At 66.2% G+C, this 20,981-nt stretch carries 16 protein-coding genes; 6 read left to right on the top strand and 10 right to left on the bottom strand.

Annotated features, from left to right (window positions below; genetic code table 11):
- The first annotated feature begins 44 nt into the window (after positions 1–44).
- Positions 45–2,243 carry a sigma-54-dependent Fis family transcriptional regulator gene (locus AVHM3334_RS05265; RefSeq protein WP_502869860.1) on the top strand — a complete coding sequence of 733 codons (2,199 nt, stop codon included), beginning with the start codon at positions 45–47 and terminating at the stop codon, positions 2,241–2,243.
- On the opposite strand, the gene AVHM3334_RS05270 is transcribed toward AVHM3334_RS05265, so the two are convergent.
- The 3 genes from AVHM3334_RS05270 to adh form a co-directional block, all read right to left on the bottom strand.
- Complete coding sequence (locus AVHM3334_RS05270) at positions 2,218–2,661, bottom strand: DUF779 domain-containing protein (RefSeq protein ID WP_284410259.1); 444 nt, start codon at positions 2,659–2,661, stop codon at positions 2,218–2,220. The two genes, AVHM3334_RS05265 and AVHM3334_RS05270, sit on opposite strands and share 26 nt — an antisense overlap.
- A complete protein-coding gene (locus AVHM3334_RS05275) occupies positions 2,658–3,620 on the bottom strand; it encodes a zinc-dependent alcohol dehydrogenase (protein ID WP_284410260.1) in 963 nt (320 codons plus the stop codon). Before AVHM3334_RS05275 ends, AVHM3334_RS05270 begins: the two co-directional genes overlap by 4 nt.
- A 106-nt stretch (positions 3,621–3,726) precedes the next feature.
- Positions 3,727–5,247, bottom strand: a complete 1,521-nt coding sequence (gene adh, locus AVHM3334_RS05280) for an aldehyde dehydrogenase (protein WP_284410261.1) — start codon at positions 5,245–5,247, stop codon at positions 3,727–3,729.
- A gap of 376 nt (positions 5,248–5,623) precedes the next feature.
- Here adh and AVHM3334_RS05285 point away from each other — a divergent pair, with 376 nt between their 5' ends.
- Together AVHM3334_RS05285 and AVHM3334_RS05290 are read left to right on the top strand one after the other, a co-directional pair.
- Positions 5,624–6,019 carry a TfoX/Sxy family protein gene (locus tag AVHM3334_RS05285; protein WP_284410263.1) on the top strand — a complete coding sequence of 132 codons (396 nt, stop codon included), beginning with the start codon at positions 5,624–5,626 and terminating at the stop codon, positions 6,017–6,019.
- A gap of 256 nt (positions 6,020–6,275) precedes the next feature.
- Positions 6,276–6,989: a YebC/PmpR family DNA-binding transcriptional regulator gene (locus AVHM3334_RS05290; RefSeq protein ID WP_092745062.1), complete on the top strand. Its 714-nt coding sequence runs from the start codon at positions 6,276–6,278 to the stop codon at positions 6,987–6,989.
- A 155-nt stretch (positions 6,990–7,144) separates the two neighbouring features.
- Here the strand turns inward: AVHM3334_RS05290 and AVHM3334_RS05295 are convergent, their stop codons facing one another.
- A complete protein-coding gene (locus tag AVHM3334_RS05295) occupies positions 7,145–7,660 on the bottom strand; it encodes a hypothetical protein (RefSeq protein WP_284410264.1) in 516 nt (171 codons plus the stop codon).
- Between the two features lie 150 nt (positions 7,661–7,810).
- Between AVHM3334_RS05295 and AVHM3334_RS05300 the strand changes: the two genes are divergently transcribed.
- Together AVHM3334_RS05300 and AVHM3334_RS05305 are read left to right on the top strand one after the other, a co-directional pair.
- Positions 7,811–9,355, top strand: a complete 1,545-nt coding sequence (locus AVHM3334_RS05300; RefSeq protein ID WP_284410265.1) for a winged helix-turn-helix domain-containing tetratricopeptide repeat protein — start codon at positions 7,811–7,813, stop codon at positions 9,353–9,355.
- An 84-nt stretch (positions 9,356–9,439) separates the two neighbouring features.
- Complete coding sequence (locus tag AVHM3334_RS05305; RefSeq protein ID WP_284410266.1) at positions 9,440–11,581, top strand: NAD(P)-binding protein; 2,142 nt, start codon at positions 9,440–9,442, stop codon at positions 11,579–11,581.
- A gap of 45 nt (positions 11,582–11,626) precedes the next feature.
- On the opposite strand, the gene AVHM3334_RS05310 is transcribed toward AVHM3334_RS05305, so the two are convergent.
- From AVHM3334_RS05310 to AVHM3334_RS05335, 6 genes are all read right to left on the bottom strand, one after another.
- Positions 11,627–12,901: an amidohydrolase family protein gene (locus AVHM3334_RS05310; protein WP_284410267.1), complete on the bottom strand. Its 1,275-nt coding sequence runs from the start codon at positions 12,899–12,901 to the stop codon at positions 11,627–11,629.
- A 300-nt stretch (positions 12,902–13,201) separates the two neighbouring features.
- The gene (locus AVHM3334_RS24015; protein ID WP_502869857.1) at positions 13,202–13,594 is read right to left on the bottom strand and encodes a hypothetical protein; all 393 of its coding nucleotides are present in this window, start codon (positions 13,592–13,594) and stop codon (positions 13,202–13,204) included.
- Between the two features lie 115 nt (positions 13,595–13,709).
- On the bottom strand, positions 13,710–14,633 hold the full coding sequence (locus AVHM3334_RS05320) for an ABC transporter permease (RefSeq protein WP_284410269.1): 924 nt from the start codon (positions 14,631–14,633) through the stop codon (positions 13,710–13,712).
- 109 nt (positions 14,634–14,742) lie between these two features.
- Positions 14,743–15,804, bottom strand: a complete 1,062-nt coding sequence (locus tag AVHM3334_RS05325; RefSeq protein WP_284410271.1) for an ABC transporter permease — start codon at positions 15,802–15,804, stop codon at positions 14,743–14,745.
- On the bottom strand, positions 15,801–17,438 hold the full coding sequence (locus AVHM3334_RS05330; RefSeq protein ID WP_284410273.1) for an ABC transporter ATP-binding protein: 1,638 nt from the start codon (positions 17,436–17,438) through the stop codon (positions 15,801–15,803). Before AVHM3334_RS05330 ends, AVHM3334_RS05325 begins: the two co-directional genes overlap by 4 nt.
- The gene (locus tag AVHM3334_RS05335) at positions 17,435–18,445 is read right to left on the bottom strand and encodes a BMP family protein (RefSeq protein WP_284410275.1); all 1,011 of its coding nucleotides are present in this window, start codon (positions 18,443–18,445) and stop codon (positions 17,435–17,437) included. The genes AVHM3334_RS05330 and AVHM3334_RS05335 overlap by 4 nt, the downstream gene beginning before the upstream one ends.
- A gap of 237 nt (positions 18,446–18,682) precedes the next feature.
- Here AVHM3334_RS05335 and AVHM3334_RS05340 point away from each other — a divergent pair, with 237 nt between their 5' ends.
- Complete coding sequence (locus AVHM3334_RS05340) at positions 18,683–20,980, top strand: type I secretion system permease/ATPase (RefSeq protein ID WP_502869858.1); 2,298 nt, start codon at positions 18,683–18,685, stop codon at positions 20,978–20,980.
- Position 20,981 lies beyond the last annotated feature (1 nt).

Consider the following 20,981-nt stretch of genomic DNA (forward strand, 5'->3'; position numbering starts at 1 on the left):
GAGACAGCATGCAGACGAACGCATTCCTCGGTGCGCCCGGCACGATGCCGGGCGAAATGGCCGCTTTGGCAGCGCAGCAGATCGCGCGGGCCCATGAGCGCTCCACCGCATTCGGCCTTCGGCGGACCGAAGCGGCGGATCTGCAGCCGGTGGACGCCGAGGCCCTGGCCTGGATGGTGGCCCGCAACGAAGCCCTCTTTGCCCATGCGCGGCCGGTGATGGAAACGCTGTCGGCCCAGATCGCCGGCACCCAGAGCATGGTGCTGCTGACCGATGCGCGAGGCGTGGTGCTGCACGCGCTGGGCGACGACGAATTCCTGGACCGTGCGAGCCGCGTTGCCCTGCGCCCCGGCGCCGCTTGGTCCGAGCGCAGCAAGGGCACCAACGCCATCGGCACGGCCTTGGCACTGGGCGAAGCGCTGCAGGTCAATGGCAGTGAGCACTTCCTGCAAGCCAACCACTTTTTGACGTGTTCGTGCGCGCCCATCCTGGATCCGCACGGCCGCGTGATCGGCGCGCTCGACGTGAGCGGCGACCACCGCAGCCAGAGCGCCCACACCCTGGCGCTGGTGCGCATGTCGGCCAAGATGGTGGAGAACCACCTTTTCGGCAAAGTCTTCGAAGACGCGGTGCGGCTGCGCTTTCATGCCCGCCCGGAGTTTCTGGGCACGCTGGTGGAAGGGCTGGCCGCGTTCACCCCCGATGGCCGATTTCTCGCGGCCAACCGCAGCGGCCAGTTCCAGCTGGGGCTGTCTGCCAACGCGCTGCAGGCGCACACCTTCCCCTCGCTGTTCGGGTTGTCGATGGGCGCGCTGCTCGCGCATGCGCGGCAGTCCGTTCCGGAACTGTTGCGTTTGCAGTTGCCCGGTGGCGTTGCGGTCCAGGCCCAGGTGGAGTTCCGCCTGCGGTCGGGCACGCTGCTGCCGATGGCCGAAGCGGGTGAACGCGACGATCTCAATGAAGCGGGCGGCCTGACCGATGCGGCATGCGCAAAGAACCATCGAGGCCTGCCATCACGTTCGGCGGATGCGGCAGAGCCGGGCGACGGCGCAATGCCCCGGTCCGCGCGCCCCCGCCAGGCCATGCCGGGCAAGCTGTCCAGCCTGTGCTACCTGGATACGGGCGATGCGCAACTGGCCCAGGTCATCGACCGGGTGACGCGGCTGTTGGGCAGCGATGTGTCCACGCTGATCCTCGGCGAAACCGGAACCGGCAAGGAGCTGCTGGCCCGCGCCATTCACCAGGACGGGCCTCGCCACCGCGGGCCGTTCGTTGCGGTCAATTGCGCTTCGATTCCCGAGTCGCTGATCGAGTCCGAACTGTTCGGCTACGACGAAGGTGCCTTCACCGGCGCGCGGCGCAAGGGCAGCGTGGGCAAGATCGCTCAGGCCGATGGCGGCACGCTGTTTCTCGATGAAATCGGCGACATGCCGCTGTCGATGCAGGCCCGGTTGCTGCGCGTGCTGCAGGAGCGCAGCGTATCGCCGCTGGGCTCAGCCAGGCAGGTGCCGGTGGATGTCGCGGTGGTCTGCGCCACCCACCGCAACCTGCGCGAGATGATGGCGCAAGGCACGTTCCGCGATGACCTGTATTACCGGCTCAATGGCCTGGTCGTGCGGCTGCCGGCACTGCGCGAGCGCACCGATCTTGCGGTGATCGTCGAGCGCGTCCTCCGCGCCCAGGCCGAGGAGTCCACGGGGTCCATGGGGTCCACGGGCGGTGCGGTGCCGCGGATCGCGCCGCAAGCCATGGCGCTCTTCGCCGCGCATGCCTGGCCGGGCAACCTGCGCCAGCTCAGCAGCGTGCTGCGCACCGGCGCGCTGATGGCGCGCGGCGATGGCGGTGTGATCCAGCGAACGCACCTGCCCGAAGATTTTCTGGAGGATTGCGACCAGTTGCTGGCGCACGCGAACGGCATGGCGGACTCGGCGGGCGAAACGGCTTTCCACCGCAGTGCGTCTTCTGGACCGCAGGGGACTGCCGATGGGCATGCTTTGCCGTTCCGTTCGGGCGCTCCCGTTTCCGGCACTGCCGTGCCACGCCTGGGCGACACCACCGCGGCGGCGTTGGGGCGGGCGCTGGACGCGCATGGCGGCAACGTGTCCGCCGCTGCGCGTGCGCTGGGCGTGTCACGCAATACCATCTACCGCCACTTGAAGGCGATGCAGGCCGCGCATGCTGCATCTGCCGAGCCGCCGATGGGGGCGCGCGCAACCTTCAGCGTGGCGGCCCGAGCGCGCTGACGGCTTTCCATTCCGCATCGCTGTACAGCCGCGACCGGGTCAGGAAACGCAGCCCCGTGGGCCGCTCGAGCGAGAACATGCCGCCGTTGCCGGGCACCGCGTCGATGATGAGGTGCGTGTGTTCCCAGTACGCAAATTGCGAGCGGCTCATGTAGAACGGCGTCCCTGCGATCTCGCCCAGCAGCACATCGGCATCGCCCACCATGAACTCCCCCAGCGCGAAGCACATCGGCGCGCTGCCATCGCAGCAGCCGCCCGACTGGTGGAACATGAGCGGGCCGTGCTGCGCGGCCAGGCGCTCGATGAGCGCGACCGCCGCAGGCGTGGCCGACACGCGGCAGGCGGCGTGCGCATCTGCGGCCCCGGCGGATGTGGCCGGCACTGCCGGCTCGATGGATTCGGCGGGGGGCGTCGTCATGATGCCCCCATGTCCAGCACGATGCGCCCCTGGGTCTGCCCCCGGTGCATGCGCGCGAATACGTCGTTGATGTTTTCGAGCTTCTCGCTGGCGACCGTGGCTTTCACTTGTCCCCGCGCCGCGAAGTCGAGCGACTCCTGAAGGTCGAGCTGGGTGCCCACGATGGAGCCGCGCACCGTCACGCCGCGCAGCACCATGCCCAGCGCCTGCTCGAAGGCTTTCGGCGACACGGCCGTCACCAGAGCGCCATGCACGCCCCCGATCTCTTTTTGCAGGTAAGCGGCCGGGTCGGTCGTCCTGGCGTTCACCGTCACGCTCGCACCGAGCTGGCGGGCCAGTTCGAGCTTGTCGTCTTCCACGTCCACCGCCGCCACGTTCAGGCCCATGGCCTTGGCGTATTGAACGGCCATGTGGCCCAGGCCGCCGATGCCCGAGATCGCCACCCAGTCGCCGGGTTTCGTGTCGGTGACCTTGAGCCCCTTGTAGACCGTGACACCGGCGCACAGCACCGGCGCTATTTCGATGAAGCCGATGTCCTTGGGCAGGTGGCCCACGAAGTTCGGATCGGCCAGGGCGTAGTCGGCAAAACCGCCGTTGACCGAATAGCCCGTGTTGGTCTGCGATTCGCACAGGGTCTCCCAGCCTCCCATGCAGTGGGTGCAATGGCCGCAGGCGGAATGCAGCCACGGCACGCCAACCCGGTCGCCTTCCTTCGCGTGCTTGACGTTCTTGCCGATGGCCGCCACGAAACCCACGCCTTCATGGCCCGGGATGAACGGGGGGCTGGGCTTCACCGGCCAGTCGCCTTCGGCCGCGTGCAGGTCGGTGTGGCAAACGCCGGAGGCTTCGATCTTCACGAGAACCTGGTCGTCCGAGGGCGTCGGAACCGGCACTTGTTCGATGGCCAGCGGCTTGCCGAACTCGCGGACGACGGCGGCCTTCATGGTCTTGGCGGTCATGGTGAAAAGATCCTTTCGCCTGCAGTGCAGGCAATGGTGGGAACGGGTGTCGGGCCTTTCACCTTGGGCCCGGACACCCGCATGCGTGCTGACCCAGATCAAGCGGTCAGAAGAACCCCAAAGGCGCCTGCGAATAGCTCACCAGCAGGTTCTTGGTCTGCTGGTAGTGGTCCAGCATCATCTTGTGGTTCTCGCGGCCGATGCCCGACTGCTTGTAGCCCCCGAAGGCCGCATGCGCGGGATATTGGTGGTAGCAGTTGGTCCACACGCGGCCGGCCTGGATGCCCTTGCCCATGCGGAACGCGCGTGAGCCGTCGCGGCTCCACACGCCGGCGCCCAGGCCGTAGAGCGTGTCGTTGGCGATCTCCAGGGCTTCTTCCTCGGTCTTGAACGTGGTCACCGACAGCACGGGGCCGAAGATCTCTTCCTGGAAGATGCGCATCTTGTTGTGGCCCTTGAACACCGTGGGCTTCACGTAGTAGCCGCCGGCCAGGTCGCCGCCCAGGTGGTTGCGCTCGCCGCCGATCAGGCACTCGGCGCCTTCCTGCTTGCCCAGGTTCAGGTACGAGAGGATCTTTTCCAGCTGCTCCTGCGAGGCCTGCGCGCCGATCATGGTGCTCTTGTCCAGCGGGTGGCCCTGCTTGATGGCCGCCACGCGCTTCAGCGCGCGTTCCATGAACTTCTCGTAGATCGACTCCTGTACCAGCGCGCGGCTCGGGCAGGTGCAGACTTCGCCCTGGTTGAGCGCGAACATCGCGAACCCTTCCAGCGCCTTGTCGAAAAAGCCGTCGTCGGCCGCCATCACGTCTTCGAAGAACACGTTGGGGCTCTTGCCACCCAGCTCCAGCGTGACGGGGATGATGTTCTGGCTGGCGTACTGCATGATCAGCCGGCCCGTGGTGGTCTCGCCGGTGAAGGCTATTTTTGCGATCCGTGGGCTGCTGGCCAGCGGTTTGCCGGCTTCCAGGCCGAAACCGTTGACCACGTTCACCACGCCGGGCGGCAGCAGGTCGCCCACCAGCTCCAGCATCACGAGGATGGAGGCGGGCGTCTGCTCGGCGGGCTTGAGCACCACGCAGTTGCCGGCGGCAAGCGCCGGTGCCAGTTTCCACACCGCCATCAGGATGGGGAAGTTCCAAGGAATGATCTGTCCGACCACGCCCAGCGGCTCATGGAAGTGGTAGGCCATGGTTTCGTGGTCCACCTCGCTGATGCCGCCTTCCTGCGCGCGGATGCATCCGGCGAAGTAGCGGAAATGGTCGATGGCCAGGGGAATGTCCGCCGCCATGGTTTCGCGCAGCGGCTTGCCGTTGTCCAGCGTTTCGGCCACGGCGATGGTGAGCAGATTGGCCTCCATGCGGTCGGCGATCTTCAGCAGGGCATTGGCCCGGTCGGTGGTGGAGGTCCTGCCCCAGGCGGCGTTGGCCTTGTGGGCGGCATCCAGCGCGGCGTTGATGTCCTTGTCGTTGGATCGGGGAATGGAGGTGAACACCTGCCCGTTGATCGGCGAAGCGTTCTCGAAATACTGCCCGTCGATGGGCGCCACCCACTGGCCGCCGATGTAGTTGCCGTATTGCTTCTTGTAAGGGTTGGCGATGCCGAGGCTGGCGATTTCTGCCATGTTCATGGTGCTTGTCTCCTTGGAACGGTTGGTGTTCCGCGCCACGGCGAGTGGTGCGGGCCCGGACATTCGCGCAATGCCCGTGCCAGTTGGCTTCTGCCCCGTTGAATATCAAAATTGATAGCAATAAAACAAGGTTTTGATTGCGCTGGTGCCGATTTTGATGGGGTCTGATATTTCTCGGCATGAGCCGCCCGATCTGTACCGCTCTGAACCGGTCTGTACCGACTGTTCCGTTACGGAGCAGCCAGTGAGCAGTGCGCAACACCGGTTCAATGCCTCAGCCCATCGACAGCGTGCTCGCCCGGGCGGACACAACGCGCTCCCATCGACTACCCCCCTCAGGATCGTTTCGCGCGTGAAAAAACCACCTGCCAATCCCATGAGCGCTTTCGCGCAGGAACTTCCCTCGGTCTTCGCCCCCTGGAGGCCCGTGCAGCTGCGCCGAATGTTCGGAGGCTGGGGCGTGTTTCACGAAGGGCTCATGCTGGCGCTGGTGATTCACGACACGCTGTACCTCAAGGCCGATGCGCAGACGGAACCGGCCTTCGAGCGAAAAGGGTTGCGGCCCTTCTTCTACGAGCGCAGCGGCCGCCCGGTCGCTCCGTCATACCGGCAAGCCCCTGCAGAGATGTACGAAGGCCCTGCCGAGGCCATCGAATGGGCGAGCCGCGCCTGGGAGGCCGTCTTGCGGTCAGCCGCCAAGCCGCAGGCGCGGAGCCGGCGCCCGCGCGACGGTGACGGTGACAGCGAGGGCGAGGGCGAGAGCAGTCGATAAGGGTGAGGCGTATTGCGCTATCGATTTAATAGCTATGCAGGCAATCAATACGGCGGCAGGAGGTCTTTTTTGCTCAGATCGCCACGGAGACTGCGGCGGCAAGGGTGCCTGGGTGTATAACCGATGCCCTTCGGGTCGGGCGCCCGTGCCGCGCCGCTGGGCGCAAGGATCCTTTTTTCCGAGCCGCCGCCCGGCCTGTCATCCAATCAACGAAGCCGGACGCCTTTGGAGCGCCGCAACACAAGGAATCGTCACGATGGGCGCGCAGTGGAAAGCAAAGGGCAAGGCACAGGTCGCGGATGCCAAAGGCAAGCTGTTCGGCAAGCTGGTCAAGGAAATCATGGTCGCCGCGCGCGGCGGCGCCGACCCGGCGGGCAACGCACGGCTGCGCCTGGTGGTGGAGCAGGCCCGCAAGGTGTCCATGCCCAAGGACACGCTGGAGCGTGCCATCAAGAAGGGCGCGGGCCTTTCTGGCGACGCCGTCAATTACGAGCGGGTCATCTACGAGGGCTTCGCCCCGCACCAGGTCGCGGTGATGGTGGAGTGCCTGACCGACAACGTGAACCGCACCGCGCCCGAGATGCGGGTGCTGTTCCGCAAGGGCCAGCTTGGCACGTCCGGCTCGGTGGCCTGGGACTTCAACCACGTGGGCATCATCGAAGCAGAGCCAGCCTCTGCCGATGCCGACCCCGAAATGGCCGCCATCGAAGCTGGCGCCCAGGATTTCGAGCCCGGCGAGGAAGAGGGCAACACCACGTTCTGGACCGACCCGACCGATCTGGACCTGGTGTGCCGGGCGTTGCCGGCACAAGGTTTCACGGTGCTGGCGGCCAAGCTGGGTTACCGGCCCAAGAACCCGGTGAACCCGGCCAACCTCAGCGCCGAGCAATTGGAAGAGGTCGAATCGTTCCTGGCGGCCATCGACGGCAACGACGACGTGCAGAACGTCTTCGTGGCGTTGGCGGGTTGAAAACAGTAGCAGCCATTCGAATCGAATGAAAAAGGCCGCGCTGGAGTGTTCCAGTGCGGCCTTTTTCTATTTCGAATGGAGGTTGAATGCCGGTGAATAAATCATCGGTCCCGTTTCGGGGGATTAACCCTTGCTGCCCTCCATGCGTCGAATAATCAGCACTTGCCGACGGTCGTGCTGTAAATGGCATGGCCATTCAGATAAACGGTGATTTTCGCGCCGCGAGGAATAATGCCGCACGTTTGGGCGCAAACCTTGAGGTCTGCCCCGAATGGCACGGGGATGGGCAGGGTAATGCAAAAATGGCCGATGATCGGCAGCTTGAAGCACAGCTTTTTCGTGGCCGGATCGTAGGTCGCGCTGACGCAGGCTTTGATCTGCGCCGCATCCACCCCTTCGAATGCGGAAGCGATGGCATCGAAGTTGGCCGTATGTTCTCCGTCGAAACCTGCGACGGCGAAATTCGGCACATGCTCTGCGTTGCTGTTGGATTGAACGTTGTTTTGGTTGCAGTTACAGTCGGACATCTCTTGGCTTTCTATTGTTTCTTTGCGAAAAATGCTTCGGAAAATACGGCGTATTTTTCCGGGCAGTGGCTCATGACGCACGTTGAAAGAATATTCAACGGTTTTTTTTATCCCTTGAATAAACCCCTCCTTAATGCGTTTCACGAGTGGGCGGATTTTGTGCGGCACGTCCGTGCTTTGCCCTTAACAAGCCTTGGAAAATCCTGAAGCGTTCTGAAACAATCTTGGTGTAGAGTCGGCTTCCAACCGGGGGAGGCCGGGTCGTTTCATGGAACAAGACCTTGTGCAGGCGCAATGACCACTGAATTCACGTTTTCCCACTTCACTTTGAGAGTCCATGAGCGCCAGTTGCTGGACCATGGCAAGCCCGTCTTGCTGGGGGCGCGTGCCTTCGACGTGCTGTGCGCTCTGGTGCACAAGGCGGGCGCTCTGGTGACCAAGTCGGAGCTGTTCAACCTGGTCTGGCCCGGCATGGTGGTGGAGGAGAACAACCTGCAGGTGCACGTCTCTTCGCTGCGCAAGCTGCTGGGCGCCGAACTGATCATGACGATTCCGGGGCAGGGCTACCGGTTCGTCGCCCGCGTTGCGCCGGTGGAGGCCTTGGCAGCGGACAAGGCCGTGCCCGAGCCGGCGGCCATCGCGGCGCCGAGTACATCGCGGTCGGTGGCGGTGCTGCCTTTCGGCGTGGCGGGTGGGGTCGCCGAAGAGGGCTATCTTGCCGATGGCATGGCCGAGGACATCATCAACCGGCTTTCGCGCTCGCGCTGGCTGTATGTCATCGCCCGCAGTTCCTCCGTGAGCTACCGGCATCCGCTGCCCCCCAACGGCACCATCAGCCAGCAACTGGGCGTGCGCTACCTCGTGACGGGGCTGATCCGTTTCAACGGCAACCGGCTTCGCATCACCGCAGAGCTGATCGATGGCCCGCGCAACGAGACCATCTGGGCGCAAAGCTTCGACCGCCCGGTGGACGATCTCTTTCAGGTGCAGGACGAAATATCGGCCGCCATCGTGAGCGCGATCGAGCCGGTCTATCTGCGGCGCGAAGAATGGGTCAGCAGCCAGACCACCCCGCGCGACCGGGAGCATTGGGAACTGCTGATGCGCGCTCGCTGGCATTTCTGGCGGTCCACGCGCGACCACATGCAGAAGGCAGAGTATTTCGCGCAGAAGGCGCTGGATACCAAGCCTGACGATCCGCCCAGCCTGGCGCTGATGGCCTTCGTGCTGATGTCTCGGGTGTGGGCGGGCTGGTCCGATTCAGCCCGCATGGACATCGCCGAGGCCAACCGCCTCGCCTTGCTGGCGGTGAGCCACGACGACACCGACGCGTTCGCCCATTTCACGCTGGGCACGGTGCTTTCGTTTTCGCACAATTTTCCGCAGGCGATCTCCGAGCAGGAGCATGCGCTGTCGATCTATCCGCAGTTCGCCGCAGCGGCGGGCGAACTGGGGCGCCTGCTGGCGTTTTGCGGGCGCACGCAGGAGGCCGCGGGTTACGCGCTGCAGGCCTGCGAGGCCAGCCCGCTCGATCCGCACCTGAGCCTTTGGATTCGCACGCGCGCGCTGGCCAGCTTCATCGAAGAGGATTACCAGGCAGCGCTCGGGTTCGCGCTGCAGGCCCTGTCGAAACGGCCGGACTGGTTCTTCAACCATTACCTGCTGGCGGCTTGCCAGGTCGCGGCCGGGCTGCGAGAGAACGCCCAGCAAACCCTGCGGCAGGCGCAAAAGTTCGGCCCCTACTCCCTGCAGGCGCTGAAGGCCGGGCACCCCTTCGTGGACGAAAACCATTTCAACCGCTACACCGACTGCCTGCGGGAGGCGGGCTGGAGCGAGTGAGGCGAACCCATCACGCCAGGACCGTGAAAACGTTCCGACAAGAAGCCACCGGCCATCCAAAGAGAGAGAAAGAGGGAAGAAGTTATGTCTGACGCGAATCGTTCACCCCAGAAAATCGCCATTCTCGGGGGCGGTCTGGCCGCCCTCACGGCGGCCTACGAACTGACCAGCCAGCCCGGCTGGCAGGATAGATACGCCATCACCATCTACCAGATGGGCTGGCGCCTGGGCGGCAAGTGCGCCACCAAGCGGGGACCCAACAACCGCATCGAAGAGCACGGCATCCACGGTTTTCTGGGCAGCTACTACAACGCGCTGCCGCTCATGGCCGACTGCTACAAGGCATTGGGCCGTCCCGCGGACGCCAAGCTGGCCACGTTCGAGCAGGCCTTCATTCCCGAGAGCTTCGTGCTGATGTGGGAGTTCGAAAACGGCGGCTTCAAGCGCTGGCCCATGACCGTGCCGACCAACGCGCTCACGCCGGACGATTCCTCGTCGCTGCAGACCATTCGCCAGTGGATCGGCGGACTGATCGAGACCGCACAGGGCCTGATCGACCCGAAGGCCACGCCGGGACTGAGCGAGATGCACAAGCTGGAGCTGCTCGCCGGCCAGGAGATCCTGGAGCGCCTGCAGACCGCGATCCTCGACGAAACGACCCAGCTGGGCGCAACCCATCCGGTGCTCGACGAGGTGTGGGAATGGCTGCAGTCGCACCTGAAAGCGCTGATCGATGAGAACGGCGATCTGCGGCACCTGTACATCCTGCTGGAATACCTGCTGTCCATCGTTCGGGGGGTGCTGGCCGACCACATCATCGAACGCGGCTTCGATGTGATCGACAACGAGAACTTCAGCGACTGGCTGGCGCGCCACGGCGCCTCGGTGATGACCGTGTCCTCGCCGCTGGCGCTCAACACGGTGAACCTGTCGTACCAGTACCCGCAGGGCGACACGGCCCGCACCGCCAGCATGGCGGCCGGGGCCTATCTGCACTGGTCGCTGCGCAGCTACGCCTACATGGGCGCTTTCGCCTGGCTCTTCGCGGCGGGTACCGGCGAGACGGTGATCGCGCCGCTGTACCTGGTGCTGCGCCAGCGCGGCGTGCAGTTCGAGTTTTTCCACAAGGTCGAGAACCTGGCCCTGTCGGCCGATGGCCAGTCGGTCGCCGCGGTGCAGATGGGCGTGCAGGCCACGCTGGTGAAGCCTGACTCGCCCTACGAGCCGCTGGTGCCCGTCGAGGGGCTGCCGTCCTGGCCTTCGGGCCCCGGCTACGACCAACTGGTGCAGGGCGATGCGCTGCGCGAGCAGAACATCGACCTGGAGTCGTATTGGACGCCGTGGAAGAACGTGGGCGAGAAAACCCTGAAGGCCGGCGAAGACTTCGATCAGGTGGTGCTGGCCATCGCCGTGGGCGCCGTGCCCTACCTGTGCAAGGAACTGCTGGCCGCCCGCCCCGCGTGGCGCAACATGGTCGAGAAGGTGCCTACCGTTCAGACGCAGACCATGCAGGTCTGGCTGAACCGCACCACGACCGACCTGGGCTGGGACATTCCCATGAAGAACCCCACCGACACGGTGATCGGTGCCACCTACATGAACCCGCTGGATGGGCAGGTGGACTTCACCCACCTGCTGCAGTGGGAGTCCTGGCCGGCCGCCCAGATGCCGAAATCGCTCTGGTACTTCTCGGGTGCGATGGCGGACTACGAGCCGCCACCACCGCTGACCGATACCGACTATCCCGCACGCGCCCACGCCCGGGTGAAGGCGCAGTGCATCCAGTACCTGCAGGTGTGCATGGGGCCGCTGCTGCCCAAGTCCACCACCAATGCGGTGTCGCCGCCGGGCGATCCGACCGGCATGGATTTCAGCCTGCTGCAAGACCACGATCCGGCCAATCCGGGCCTGGGCGTGCAACGGTTCGACCAGCAGTTCTGGCGCGCCAACATCGATCCGTCCGAGCGCTACGTGATCAGCCCGCCGGGCAGCACGGCAGCCCGGCTCAAGGCCTGGGAATCCGGCTTCACCAACCTGGTGCTCGCAGGCGACTGGATCTATACCGGCCTGAACGTGGGCAGCGCGGAGGGCGCGACCATGGGCGGACGGCTGGCGGCCCATGCCATCAGCGGCTACCCGGCGCTGGCCGACATCGTGGGCTATCCGGCCACCGATGCGTCGGGCGGCACGTCAACCATCGTGCCTGCTGCCTCAGAGAGCCATTGAAGAGCCGGGGGCGGGCAGGGCTCCTGCAGCCCGGTGCCAGCCCTTTCAGCCGCGCAGGAAGTCTGCGCGGCCGGGCCGGCCAGGCAGGTACAGCTCTGCCACGGGGGCAGGGCTGCTCGCCACCTTCTTGCCGCGACGCCACACGGCCAGCCGTGCGGCGCGCAGGCGGATGGCCTCGGCCGGATCGCGCGCATGCAGCAGCACGAAATCGGCATGGCAGCCGGCTTCTAGGCCGTAGCCTTCCAGCCCCAGCAGCTTCGCCGGGTTGCTGGTGACGGCCTCGAAGCACTGGCGCATGGCGCTCTGGCTGGTCATCTGCCCCACATGCAGGCCCATGTGCGCTGCCTCCAGCATGTCGCCGCTGCCGCCGCCGTACCACGGGTCCATCACGCAGTCGTGGCCGAACGCCACGGTCAGGCCGGCCGCCATCAGCTCGGGCACGCGCGTCATGCCCCGGCGCTTGGGGTAGGTGTCGTGCCGGCCCTGCAGGGTGATGTTGATGAGCGGGTTGGCCACCACGCCCAGTTGCGCCTCGGCGATCAACGCAATGAGCTTGCTCACGTAGTAGTTGTCCATGCTGTGCATGGAGGTAAGGTGCGACCCCGTCACCCGGCCGTGCAGGCCCAGGCGCTGCGTCTCGAAAGCCAGCGTTTCGACATGGCGCGAAAGCGGGTCGTCCGACTCGTCGCAGTGCATGTCCACCCGCTTGCCCAGATTGGCTGCCAGCTCGCACAGGATGCGAACGCTTTCCGCACCCTGCACCATGGTGCGCTCGAAATGCGGAATGCCGCCGACCACATCCACGCCCATGTCCAGCGCCCGCTTGAGGTTGTCCAGGCCGCCTGCGGCGCGCAGCAAGCCATCCTGCGGAAAGGCCACCAGCTGCAAATCGAGGTAGGGCGCTACGCGGCGCTTGACGTCGATCAGGGCCTGCACCGGCAGCAGCCGCGGATCGCTGGTGTCCACGTGCGAGCGGATGGCCAGCAGGCCGCGCGCCACGGCCCAGTCGCAATACCGCAGCGCGCGTTCGACGATGGCCTCCTGCGTGAGGTCCGGCTTGAGTTCGCCCCACAGCGCGATGCCTTCCAGCAGCGTGCCGCTTTCGTTCACGCGGGGCTGGCCGTAGCTCAGCGTGGAATCCATGTGGAAGTGCGCATCGACGAATGGCGGGCTGAGCAGCAGGCCGGCGGCATCGACGGTTTCGTGCGCAGGCGCTTTCAGCCCCTCGGTCACTTCCGCGATGCGCCCGTCTTGCACGGCCACGGAGATGTTGGTGCGGCCGTCGGGCAGGGTGGCGTTGTGGATGAGCAGATCGAGCATGGTGTGTATGGCGCTGGAGGGAGGACAGGGGCTGTTTTTGTGGCGGGAGATGCGGTGCGGCCAGGCATGCAAAAGGCTTGCCCGGAAAGCGCCGCCGGTCTGTCAGTGTAGGCCGCAGCCCGATGCGGCCACACGGGCAGACGATGGGGCGGCATGTGTCGGATTTCTTCCAGACGGGGTGGAAAAGGCCACCTATGCTGCGGGCACGTTCGATCCACCTGTCTTTTTTACCGAAGGGAATCCCATGCAGTTCGGCTACACCATTCTTTACGTCGAAGACGTGCCCGCCACCGTCGCCTTCTACGAAGCCGCCTTCGGCCTGTCGCGCCGCTTCGTGCACGAGGAAGGCGATTTCGGCGAGATGGACACGGGCGCCACCGCGCTGGCGTTCTCGTCGTTGAAGCTCATGGCCCGGCTTGGCAAGAACCCGCAGCGCGCAGTGGCGGGCGCCCCGCACCGCGTGAAGTCCACCAGCGCCGCGTGCACGCGGGCGACGGTTTCGGCCGGTTCGCGGTTCAGGTCGATGGCCTGCACGGCATGCAGCAGGGCGGCGGTGTCCACCACCACGCCGAGGTGCAGCCGAAAGCCCATCCAGTCCTTACCGGCGCCGGCGGGCACGCCGTAGGCCTGCTGCGGCAAATGCGACACCATCCAGTGCGCGGCCCCCTGGGCGTCGATCTGCACGCAGGTCACGCCGGGGCGATGGGCACGAAGGTTTCCGTGGGCAGGGATGTCGGCATGCGCCGATGCGATGCGATGCGATGGGAGGGGCGGGCCGGCGCCCGGCCGCCCGGCCACCCGGCTTTTTCTACCGCTCGCCCTTGCGGTAGGGCTTCATCAGCGCTTGCGGATACGCCGCCTTGCGCGCCACCAGCACCAGCGCCAGGATCGACAGCAGGTAAGGCAGCATCAGGTACACCTGATACGGCAGCCAGGCATCGCCCGCTTGCTGAAGCCGCAATTGCAGCGCATCGAAAAAGGCGAAGAGCAGGGCGCCGAGCAGCGCCTTGCCCGGCCGCCACGAGGCGAAGACCACCAGCGCCACGCAGATCCAGCCGCGCCCGTTCACCATGTTGAAGAAGAACGCATTGAAAGCCGACAGCGTGAGGAACGCCCCGGCCACGCCCATGAGCGCCGAGCCCGCCACCACCGACGCCGTGCGCGTGGCCGCCACCGAAATGCCCTGGCCTTCGGCCGCCTGCGGGTTCTCGCCCACCATGCGAACCGCCAGCCCGAGCGGCGTGCGCAGCAGCGCCCAGGCCAGCAGCGGCACCAGCGCCAGCGCCAGCAAAGTCAGCGGCGTCTGTGCCGAAAGAATGGGAATGCCCAGCCACGCCATGGGCTGGAAGGGCTCGATGGTGGGGGGCGTGGTGACCTTCGGGAAGCCCACCCGGTAACCGTAGTAGCTGAGCGAAGTGGCCAGCAATGTGATTCCCAGGCCCGACACGTGCTGCGACAGCGCCAGACCCACGGTGAGCCAGGCATGCAGCAGCCCGAACGCCGCCCCGGTGAGCGCGGCCACCAGCACGCCGGTCCACAGGCCATGGCCCGCATACACGGTGAGCCAGCCGGTGAACGCCCCCGCGACCATGATCCCTTCGATGCCCAGGTTGAGCACGCCCGCCCGCTCGCACAGCAGCACGCCCAGGGTACCCAGGATGAGCGGCGTGGCCACCCGCAGCGTCGCGATCCAGAACGCGGGATTGGCCAGAATGTCGAACAGTTCGGTCATCGCACCACAGGCCAGAAAAGTTTTGCTATTGAATTCATAGCTGCCAGCGCAATGAATACGGCGGCAGAGGGCATGTTCGCCTCGAAATCGCCCGTTGAATGCACGGCGCTCATTTCCAGCGCACCCGGTACTGCGTGAGCAGGCCCGCCACCAGCACTGCGATCAGCGAGGCGGCCACGATCACATCGGCGATATAGGTGGGTACGCCGACCGCCCGGCTCATGCTGTCGGCCCCCACCAGCACGCCGGCCACGAAGACGCCCGCAGCCACCACGCCCAGCGGATGCAGGCCCGCCAGCATGGCGATCACGATGCCGCTGTAGCCGTAGCCGGGCGACATGTCGAGCGTCACGTAGCTGGTGCGGCCCGCCACTTCGATGGCGCCGGCCAACCCGGCCAGGCCTCCGGAGAGCAATGCCACCAGCACGACCGTGCGCGTCACTGGCACACCGGCAAACGCCGCCGCGCGGGCGTTGGCGCCGGCCGCACGAATCCGAAAGCCCGGCACCGTGCGCGACAGCAGCGCCCACAGCAGCACCGCCAGGCCCACCGCCCACAGCAGGCCGGTGTGCAGCCGCGTCTGCGGCACGAGGCGCGACAGTTCCAGCTCGCTTTGCAGCGCCACGCTTTGCGGCCAGCCCAGCGCCAGCGGGTCTTTCATCGGGCCGTCGAGCAGGGCGGACACCAAAAGCAGCATCACGAAGTTCAGCAGCAGCGTCGTCACCACCTCATCCACCCCCAGGCGCGCCTTCATCAGCGCCGGGCCCAGCAGCAGGGCTGCACCGGCCAGCGCGGCCGCCAGCATCATCAGCGGGAACAGCACCGCCGATGGCAGTGGCAGCCCCGTGCCTGCGTGCATGCCCCCGACCGCCACGGCCGCGATGGCACCGGCGTACAGCTGCCCCTCCGCACCGATGTTGAAAAGGCGTGCCCGAAACGCCACGGCAGCAGACAGGCCCGTCAGGATGAGCGGCGTGGCGCGCGTGAGCGTTTCGGTCAGCGCGAACACCGACCCGAACGCGCCCTTGGCCAGCAATGCATAGGTCTGGCCCACCGGCGCGCCGGCCCAGAGCACCAGCAGGGCACTCACCAGCAGGGTGAATGCCACGGCACCGATGGGGGCGGCTGCACAAGCCAGGGCCGAAGTGCGATCGCGTTTTTCCAGCCTCATGGGGCAGTGCTTTCAGGGCCGCAAGACGGCGGAGAAATGTTCGGGCCGGGCACGGCCGCGCCGGCCATCGCCAGGCCGATGGCCTCGCGCGTCCAGGCCACTGCGGGACGGGCTTCGCTCAGGTGGCCGCCGTGCATGACCGCCACCCGGTCGCCCAGGGCGAGCACCTCGTCCAGGTCGTCGGAGATCAGCAGCACGGCCGCGCCGGCGTCGCGGGCCGCCACCAGTTGCCGCTGCACGAAAGTCACCGCGCCGATGTCCAGGCCCCAGGTGGGCTGGTGCGCCACGATCAGGCGCGGCACGGTCGTGGGCTGCGTGCCGTCCCCGGGCGACAGCAGGGCCCGGCCGAGGATGAGCTTTTGCATGTTGCCCCCCGAAAGGTAGCGCGCCGGCGCATCCAGGCCACCGCCGCGCACGTCGAAGGTTTCGGCCACGCGGCGCGCATGCTGGCGTGCCGCACCGCGCCGGACCCAGAACCCCGTGAACCATCCGCGCGAAAACCAGCGGCTGGGCAAGCGCTCGGAGACGGCGTTCTCCCACACCGGCAGATCACCGACCACGCCGACGGTGTGGCGGTCCTCGGGAATGCGGGCCACGCCCTGCGCCACCAAGCGCGTCGGACGCGCTTGCAGCGGCCCGCCCAGCAGCGTGGCCGTGCCTGCAACCGCCACGCGCACGCCGCACAGCACGTCGGCCAGCGCCACCTGGCCATTGCCCGACACGCCCGCGATCGCCACGATCTCGCCGGCATGCAGGGTAAGGCTCACGCCCCGCAGCGCATCCTGGGCCGCAGGAGACGAAGCGTGCGTCCGCACGTCGTCCAGCGTGCACACCGCCGCGCCGACCGCCATGGCGGGGCTGCGCGCGGCGGCATCCACCGCATGGCCCACCATCCACTGCGCCAATTGCCCTTGCGTGGTGCCTTGCGCCGGTGCCTCGGCCACCAGCCTGCCCTGGCGCAGCACGGCGATGCGGTGCGACACGCGCAGAACCTCGCCCAGCTTGTGGCTGATGAACACGATCGACAGCCCTTGCGCGACCATCTGGGCCAGGGTGCGAAACAGCGCCTCGCTTTCCTGGGGCGTGAGCACGGCGGTGGGTTCGTCCAGGATCAGGATGCGCGCGCCGCGGTACAGCGCTTTCAGAATCTCCACGCGTTGCCGCTCGCCCACCGACAGGTTGCCCACGCGGGCATCGGGCGCCACCGGCAGCCCGAACTGCGCCGACACCGCCATCAGCCGCGCACGGCCCTCGGCCCTGCGGGAGAACGGCTGCCACAGCGGCTCGCTGCCCAGCATCACGTTGTCCAGCACGCTCAGGTTGTCTGCCAGCGTGAAGTGCTGGTGCACCATGCCGATGCCGGCCGCCAGCGACGCGCGGGGCTGGCCCGGCGGCAGCGGCTGGCCGAAGACCTCGATGTGTCCGGCATCGGCCCGGTAATGGCCGAACAGGATCGACATCAGCGTGGACTTGCCCGCGCCGTTCTCCCCCAGCAGTGCCAGTACCTCGCCGCGCGCCAGCGTCAGGCTGATGCCGTCGTTGGCAACGAGCGGGCCGAAGCGCTTGGTGATGCCGCTCAGGCGCAGAACGGGGCCATCGCCGGTGCTTGGGCCGTTGGCCCCTTCACCGCTCACTTCGCCGTCGATTTGGGCTGGCTGTCGTCCACCTTCACGGTGAACTTGCCCGCCAGGATGTCGGCCTCCCTGGCCTTCACCTTGGCCACCACGTCGGCCGGCACCTTCTTCTCGAACGTGCCCAGCGGCGCCAGTTCGGAGCCCTTGTGCTTCATCATCGAATAGGGGCCGTAGTCCTCTGCGGCGAACTTGCCTTCTTTGACCTGCTGGATCGCGCGGTCCACGCTGGGCTCCATGTTCCAAAGCGCCGAAGCCACCACCGTGTCAGGGTACTGGGCCTGTGTGTCGATCACGTTGCCGATGGCGAGCTTGCCCTTTTCCCTGGCCGCATCGGACACGCCGAAACGCTCCGCGTACAGCACGTCGGCGCCCTTGTCGATCATGGCGAAGGTGGCCTCCTTGGCCTTCGGCGGGTCGAACCAGCTGTTGATGAACGTGATGGTGAACTCCACCTTCGGGTTCACTTCCTTGGCACCGGCCATGAAGGCGTGCATCAGGCGATTGACCTCGGGGATGGGAAAGCCGCCCACCATGCCGATCTTGTTCGTCCTGGTCATGCCGCCCGCCACCATGCCCGACAGGTAGGCCGGCTCCTGGATGTAGTTGTCGAACACGCTGAAGTTGGGCGCCTGCGGCTTGCCCGAGGAGCCCATCACGAAGGCCGTCTTGGGAAAGTCCTTGGCCACCTTGCGCGCCGCCGCCTCCACCCCGAACACCTCGCCGAAGATCAACTGGCTGCCGCCCGTGGCGTACTCGCGCATCACGCGCTCGTAATCGGCATTGGCCACGTTCTCGCTGCTCTTGTATTCGATCTCGCCGCGCGTTTCCGCCGCCTTGAGCGCCTTGTGGATGCGGCTCACCCACTGCTGTTCATAAGGCACGGTGTAGATCGCCGCCACTTTCAACCGGGCCTGCCCGAAAGCCAGCGTGGGCGCGAAGCCCAGCGTGGCGGAAATGGCGAGGGAGGTGCACAACAGGCGGCCGGTGAAGAGGCGGCGAGAGGTCATGGGAGGCTCTTTCTTTGCAAAGGGTCAAGCTCGATAACGAGATTAAGCAATTTGCGCGCCCAGCAAGGCAAGGGTTTACCCGCGTATAAGATTTTTTTGCGTGCAAGTCAATGAAATTTTTTTACTTGTCGTTCAGTTGCCTACATTTGGAAATATATGGAATAGACGCAAAAGCGACATGGAAATTACACGGTTTTGTCGAATAGCATCCGCGCCACCGATAGACAGGAGCAAGCGATGGTGGCGATCAATGCACTTCCCAGTGCCGGCGGATCAACGAGGGAAAGCCAGCCGGCCGATCCCCTCACCAGGCCAAGCGGGGACGGTGGCGTTGCCGCTCTGTGCCTTGTTGCGAGGCTGCACCAGATCGCAGCCGACCCCGCCACGCTGATGCACCAGATGGGGCTGGCTCCCAGCGATGCGGTGACCTTGCAGGACTTGGTCAGGGCGGCCAAGCACATCGGTTTGAAGGCGAAGATCAGTCCTACCACTGTGGATCGCCTGGCCCTCAGCCCCCTGCCGGCCCTGGCCATGGTGCGCAACGCGGCCGGCGAAGTGCGGGCCATCGTGCTGGCCCAATGCAACGGCCAGCGTGTGCTGCTGCAAGACCCATCCGCCGGCCCCGGAGCGAGCCGCCCAACCATCGAATCGCTGGAAGACTTCGCCGCGCAGTGGACCGGCGAGTTGCTGCTCATCACCAGCCGAGCCAGCTTGGCGGGCGAGCTGGCCAAGTTCGACTTCTCCTGGTTCATTCCCAGCCTCATCAAGCACCGCAAGCTCCTGGGCGAGGTGCTGCTCATCTCTTTCATGCTGCAGCTCTTCGCGCTGATCAGCCCGTTGTTCTTCCAGGTGGTGATGGACAAGGTGCTGGTCCACCACGGCGTGACCACGCTGGACGTGCTGGTCATCGGCTTGGTGGTCGTGGTGGTCTTCGAGAGCCTGCTGAACGGCCTGCGCGGCTACGTCTTCAGCCACACCACCAACCGCATCGACGTGGAGCTGGGTGCGCGGCTGTTTCGCCACCTCATGCAACTGCCGCTGTCGTACTTCCAGGCGCGCCGCGTGGGCGATTCGGTCGCCCGCGTGCGGGAGCTGGAGAACATCCGCAGCTTTTTGACCGGCAACGCACTCACCGTGGTGCTGGACGTGCTGTTCTCCGTCATCTTCATCGCCGTGATGCTGTTCTACAGCGTGCCCCTCACGCTGATCGTGCTGGTCAGCCTGCCGCTGTACTTCGGCCTGAGCCTGGCCATCGTGCCCGTGCTGCGCCGCCGGCTGGACCACAAGTTCGCGCGTGGCGCGGAGAACCAGGCCATGCTGGTGGAAACCGTCACCGGCATTCAGACCGTCAAGGCCAGCGCGCTGGAGCCATCGTTCGCCCGCCGCTGGGACAACCAGTTGGCCGCCTATGTCAGCGCCAGCTTCAAGACGCAGAACATCGCCGCCTGGGCACACGAGGGCGTCAACCTGATCGGCAAACTGGTGAACGCCGCCACCCTCTGGTATGGCGCCCACCTCGTCATGGACAACCAGCTCAACGGCGCGGGATTGACGGTCGGCCAGTTCGTCGCCTTCAACATGTTCGCGCAGCGCGTGGCCCAGCCCATCATGCGCATGGCCCAGCTGTGGACCGACTTCCAGCAGACCGGCATCTCCATGGCGCGCCTGGGCGACATCCTCAACACCCGCACCGAAGTGCCGCCCGCGAGCGCCGCGCAGCTGCCGCCCATCCAGGGCCGCATCACCCTGGATGGCGTGCACTTTCGCTACCGGCCCGAGGCTTCTCCCGTCCTGGGCGGCGTCAGCCTGGACGTGCGCCCCGGCGAAGTCATCGGCATCGTGGGCCGCTCGGGCTCGGGCAAGAGCACCCTTACAAAATTGGTGCAGCGCCTGTACGTGCCGGAGCAGGGCCGCATCCTGGTCGATGGCATCGACATAAGCCTCATCGATGCCGCCCAACTGCGCCGCCAGGTGGGCGTGGTGCTGCAAGAGAACCTGCTCTTCAACCGCAGCGTGCGCGAGAACATCGCCATCGCCGACCCCGCAGCACCCATCGAAGCCGTGGTGCATGCCGCCCGCCTGGCCGGCGCTCACGACTTCATCAGCGAACTGCCCGAAGGCTACGACACCCTGGTGGGCGAGCAGGGCGGCAGCCTGTCGGGCGGCCAGCGCCAGCGCGTCGCCATCGCGCGGGCCCTGTTCACCAACCCCCGCATCCTCATCCTGGACGAAGCCACCAGTGCGCTCGACTACGAGAGCGAAGCCATCATCCAGCGCAACATGGCGCACATCTGCAAAGGGCGCACCGTGCTCATCATCGCCCACCGACTGAGCGCCGTGCGGCACGCGAACCGCATCATCGTCATGGACAAGGGCAAGATCGTCGAGGCCGGCCCGCACGATGCGCTGATCCAGCGCCAGCAGGGCCTGTATGCCCACCTGTGGCGCATGCAGGATGGAAGCCAGTCCGCGCCCGCAGCCACCGCCGCTGGCAGCAGCGCTGCTGCAGCCGCCGCCGAGGGAGCCATCGCATGAC

Source organism: Acidovorax sp. SUPP3334 (assembly GCF_030159055.1).
Classification (GTDB): domain Bacteria; phylum Pseudomonadota; class Gammaproteobacteria; order Burkholderiales; family Burkholderiaceae_C; genus Paracidovorax.

Coding starts and splice junctions, on each gene's coding strand:
- AVHM3334_RS05265 (WP_502869860.1), top strand. CDS start 45: ATGCCGGGCGAAATGGCCGCTTTGGCAGCGCAGCAGATCGCGCGGGCC.
- AVHM3334_RS05270 (WP_284410259.1), bottom strand. CDS start 2,661: ATGACGACGCCCCCCGCCGAATCCATCGAGCCGGCAGTGCCGGCCACA.
- AVHM3334_RS05275 (WP_284410260.1), bottom strand. CDS start 3,620: ATGACCGCCAAGACCATGAAGGCCGCCGTCGTCCGCGAGTTCGGCAAG.
- adh (WP_284410261.1), bottom strand. CDS start 5,247: ATGAACATGGCAGAAATCGCCAGCCTCGGCATCGCCAACCCTTACAAG.
- AVHM3334_RS05285 (WP_284410263.1), top strand. CDS start 5,624: ATGAGCGCTTTCGCGCAGGAACTTCCCTCGGTCTTCGCCCCCTGGAGG.
- AVHM3334_RS05290 (WP_092745062.1), top strand. CDS start 6,276: ATGGGCGCGCAGTGGAAAGCAAAGGGCAAGGCACAGGTCGCGGATGCC.
- AVHM3334_RS05300 (WP_284410265.1), top strand. CDS start 7,811: ATGACCACTGAATTCACGTTTTCCCACTTCACTTTGAGAGTCCATGAG.
- AVHM3334_RS05305 (WP_284410266.1), top strand. CDS start 9,440: ATGTCTGACGCGAATCGTTCACCCCAGAAAATCGCCATTCTCGGGGGC.
- AVHM3334_RS05310 (WP_284410267.1), bottom strand. CDS start 12,901: ATGCTCGATCTGCTCATCCACAACGCCACCCTGCCCGACGGCCGCACC.
- AVHM3334_RS05320 (WP_284410269.1), bottom strand. CDS start 14,633: ATGACCGAACTGTTCGACATTCTGGCCAATCCCGCGTTCTGGATCGCG.
- AVHM3334_RS05325 (WP_284410271.1), bottom strand. CDS start 15,804: ATGAGGCTGGAAAAACGCGATCGCACTTCGGCCCTGGCTTGTGCAGCC.
- AVHM3334_RS05335 (WP_284410275.1), bottom strand. CDS start 18,445: ATGACCTCTCGCCGCCTCTTCACCGGCCGCCTGTTGTGCACCTCCCTC.
- AVHM3334_RS05340 (WP_502869858.1), top strand. CDS start 18,683: ATGGTGGCGATCAATGCACTTCCCAGTGCCGGCGGATCAACGAGGGAA.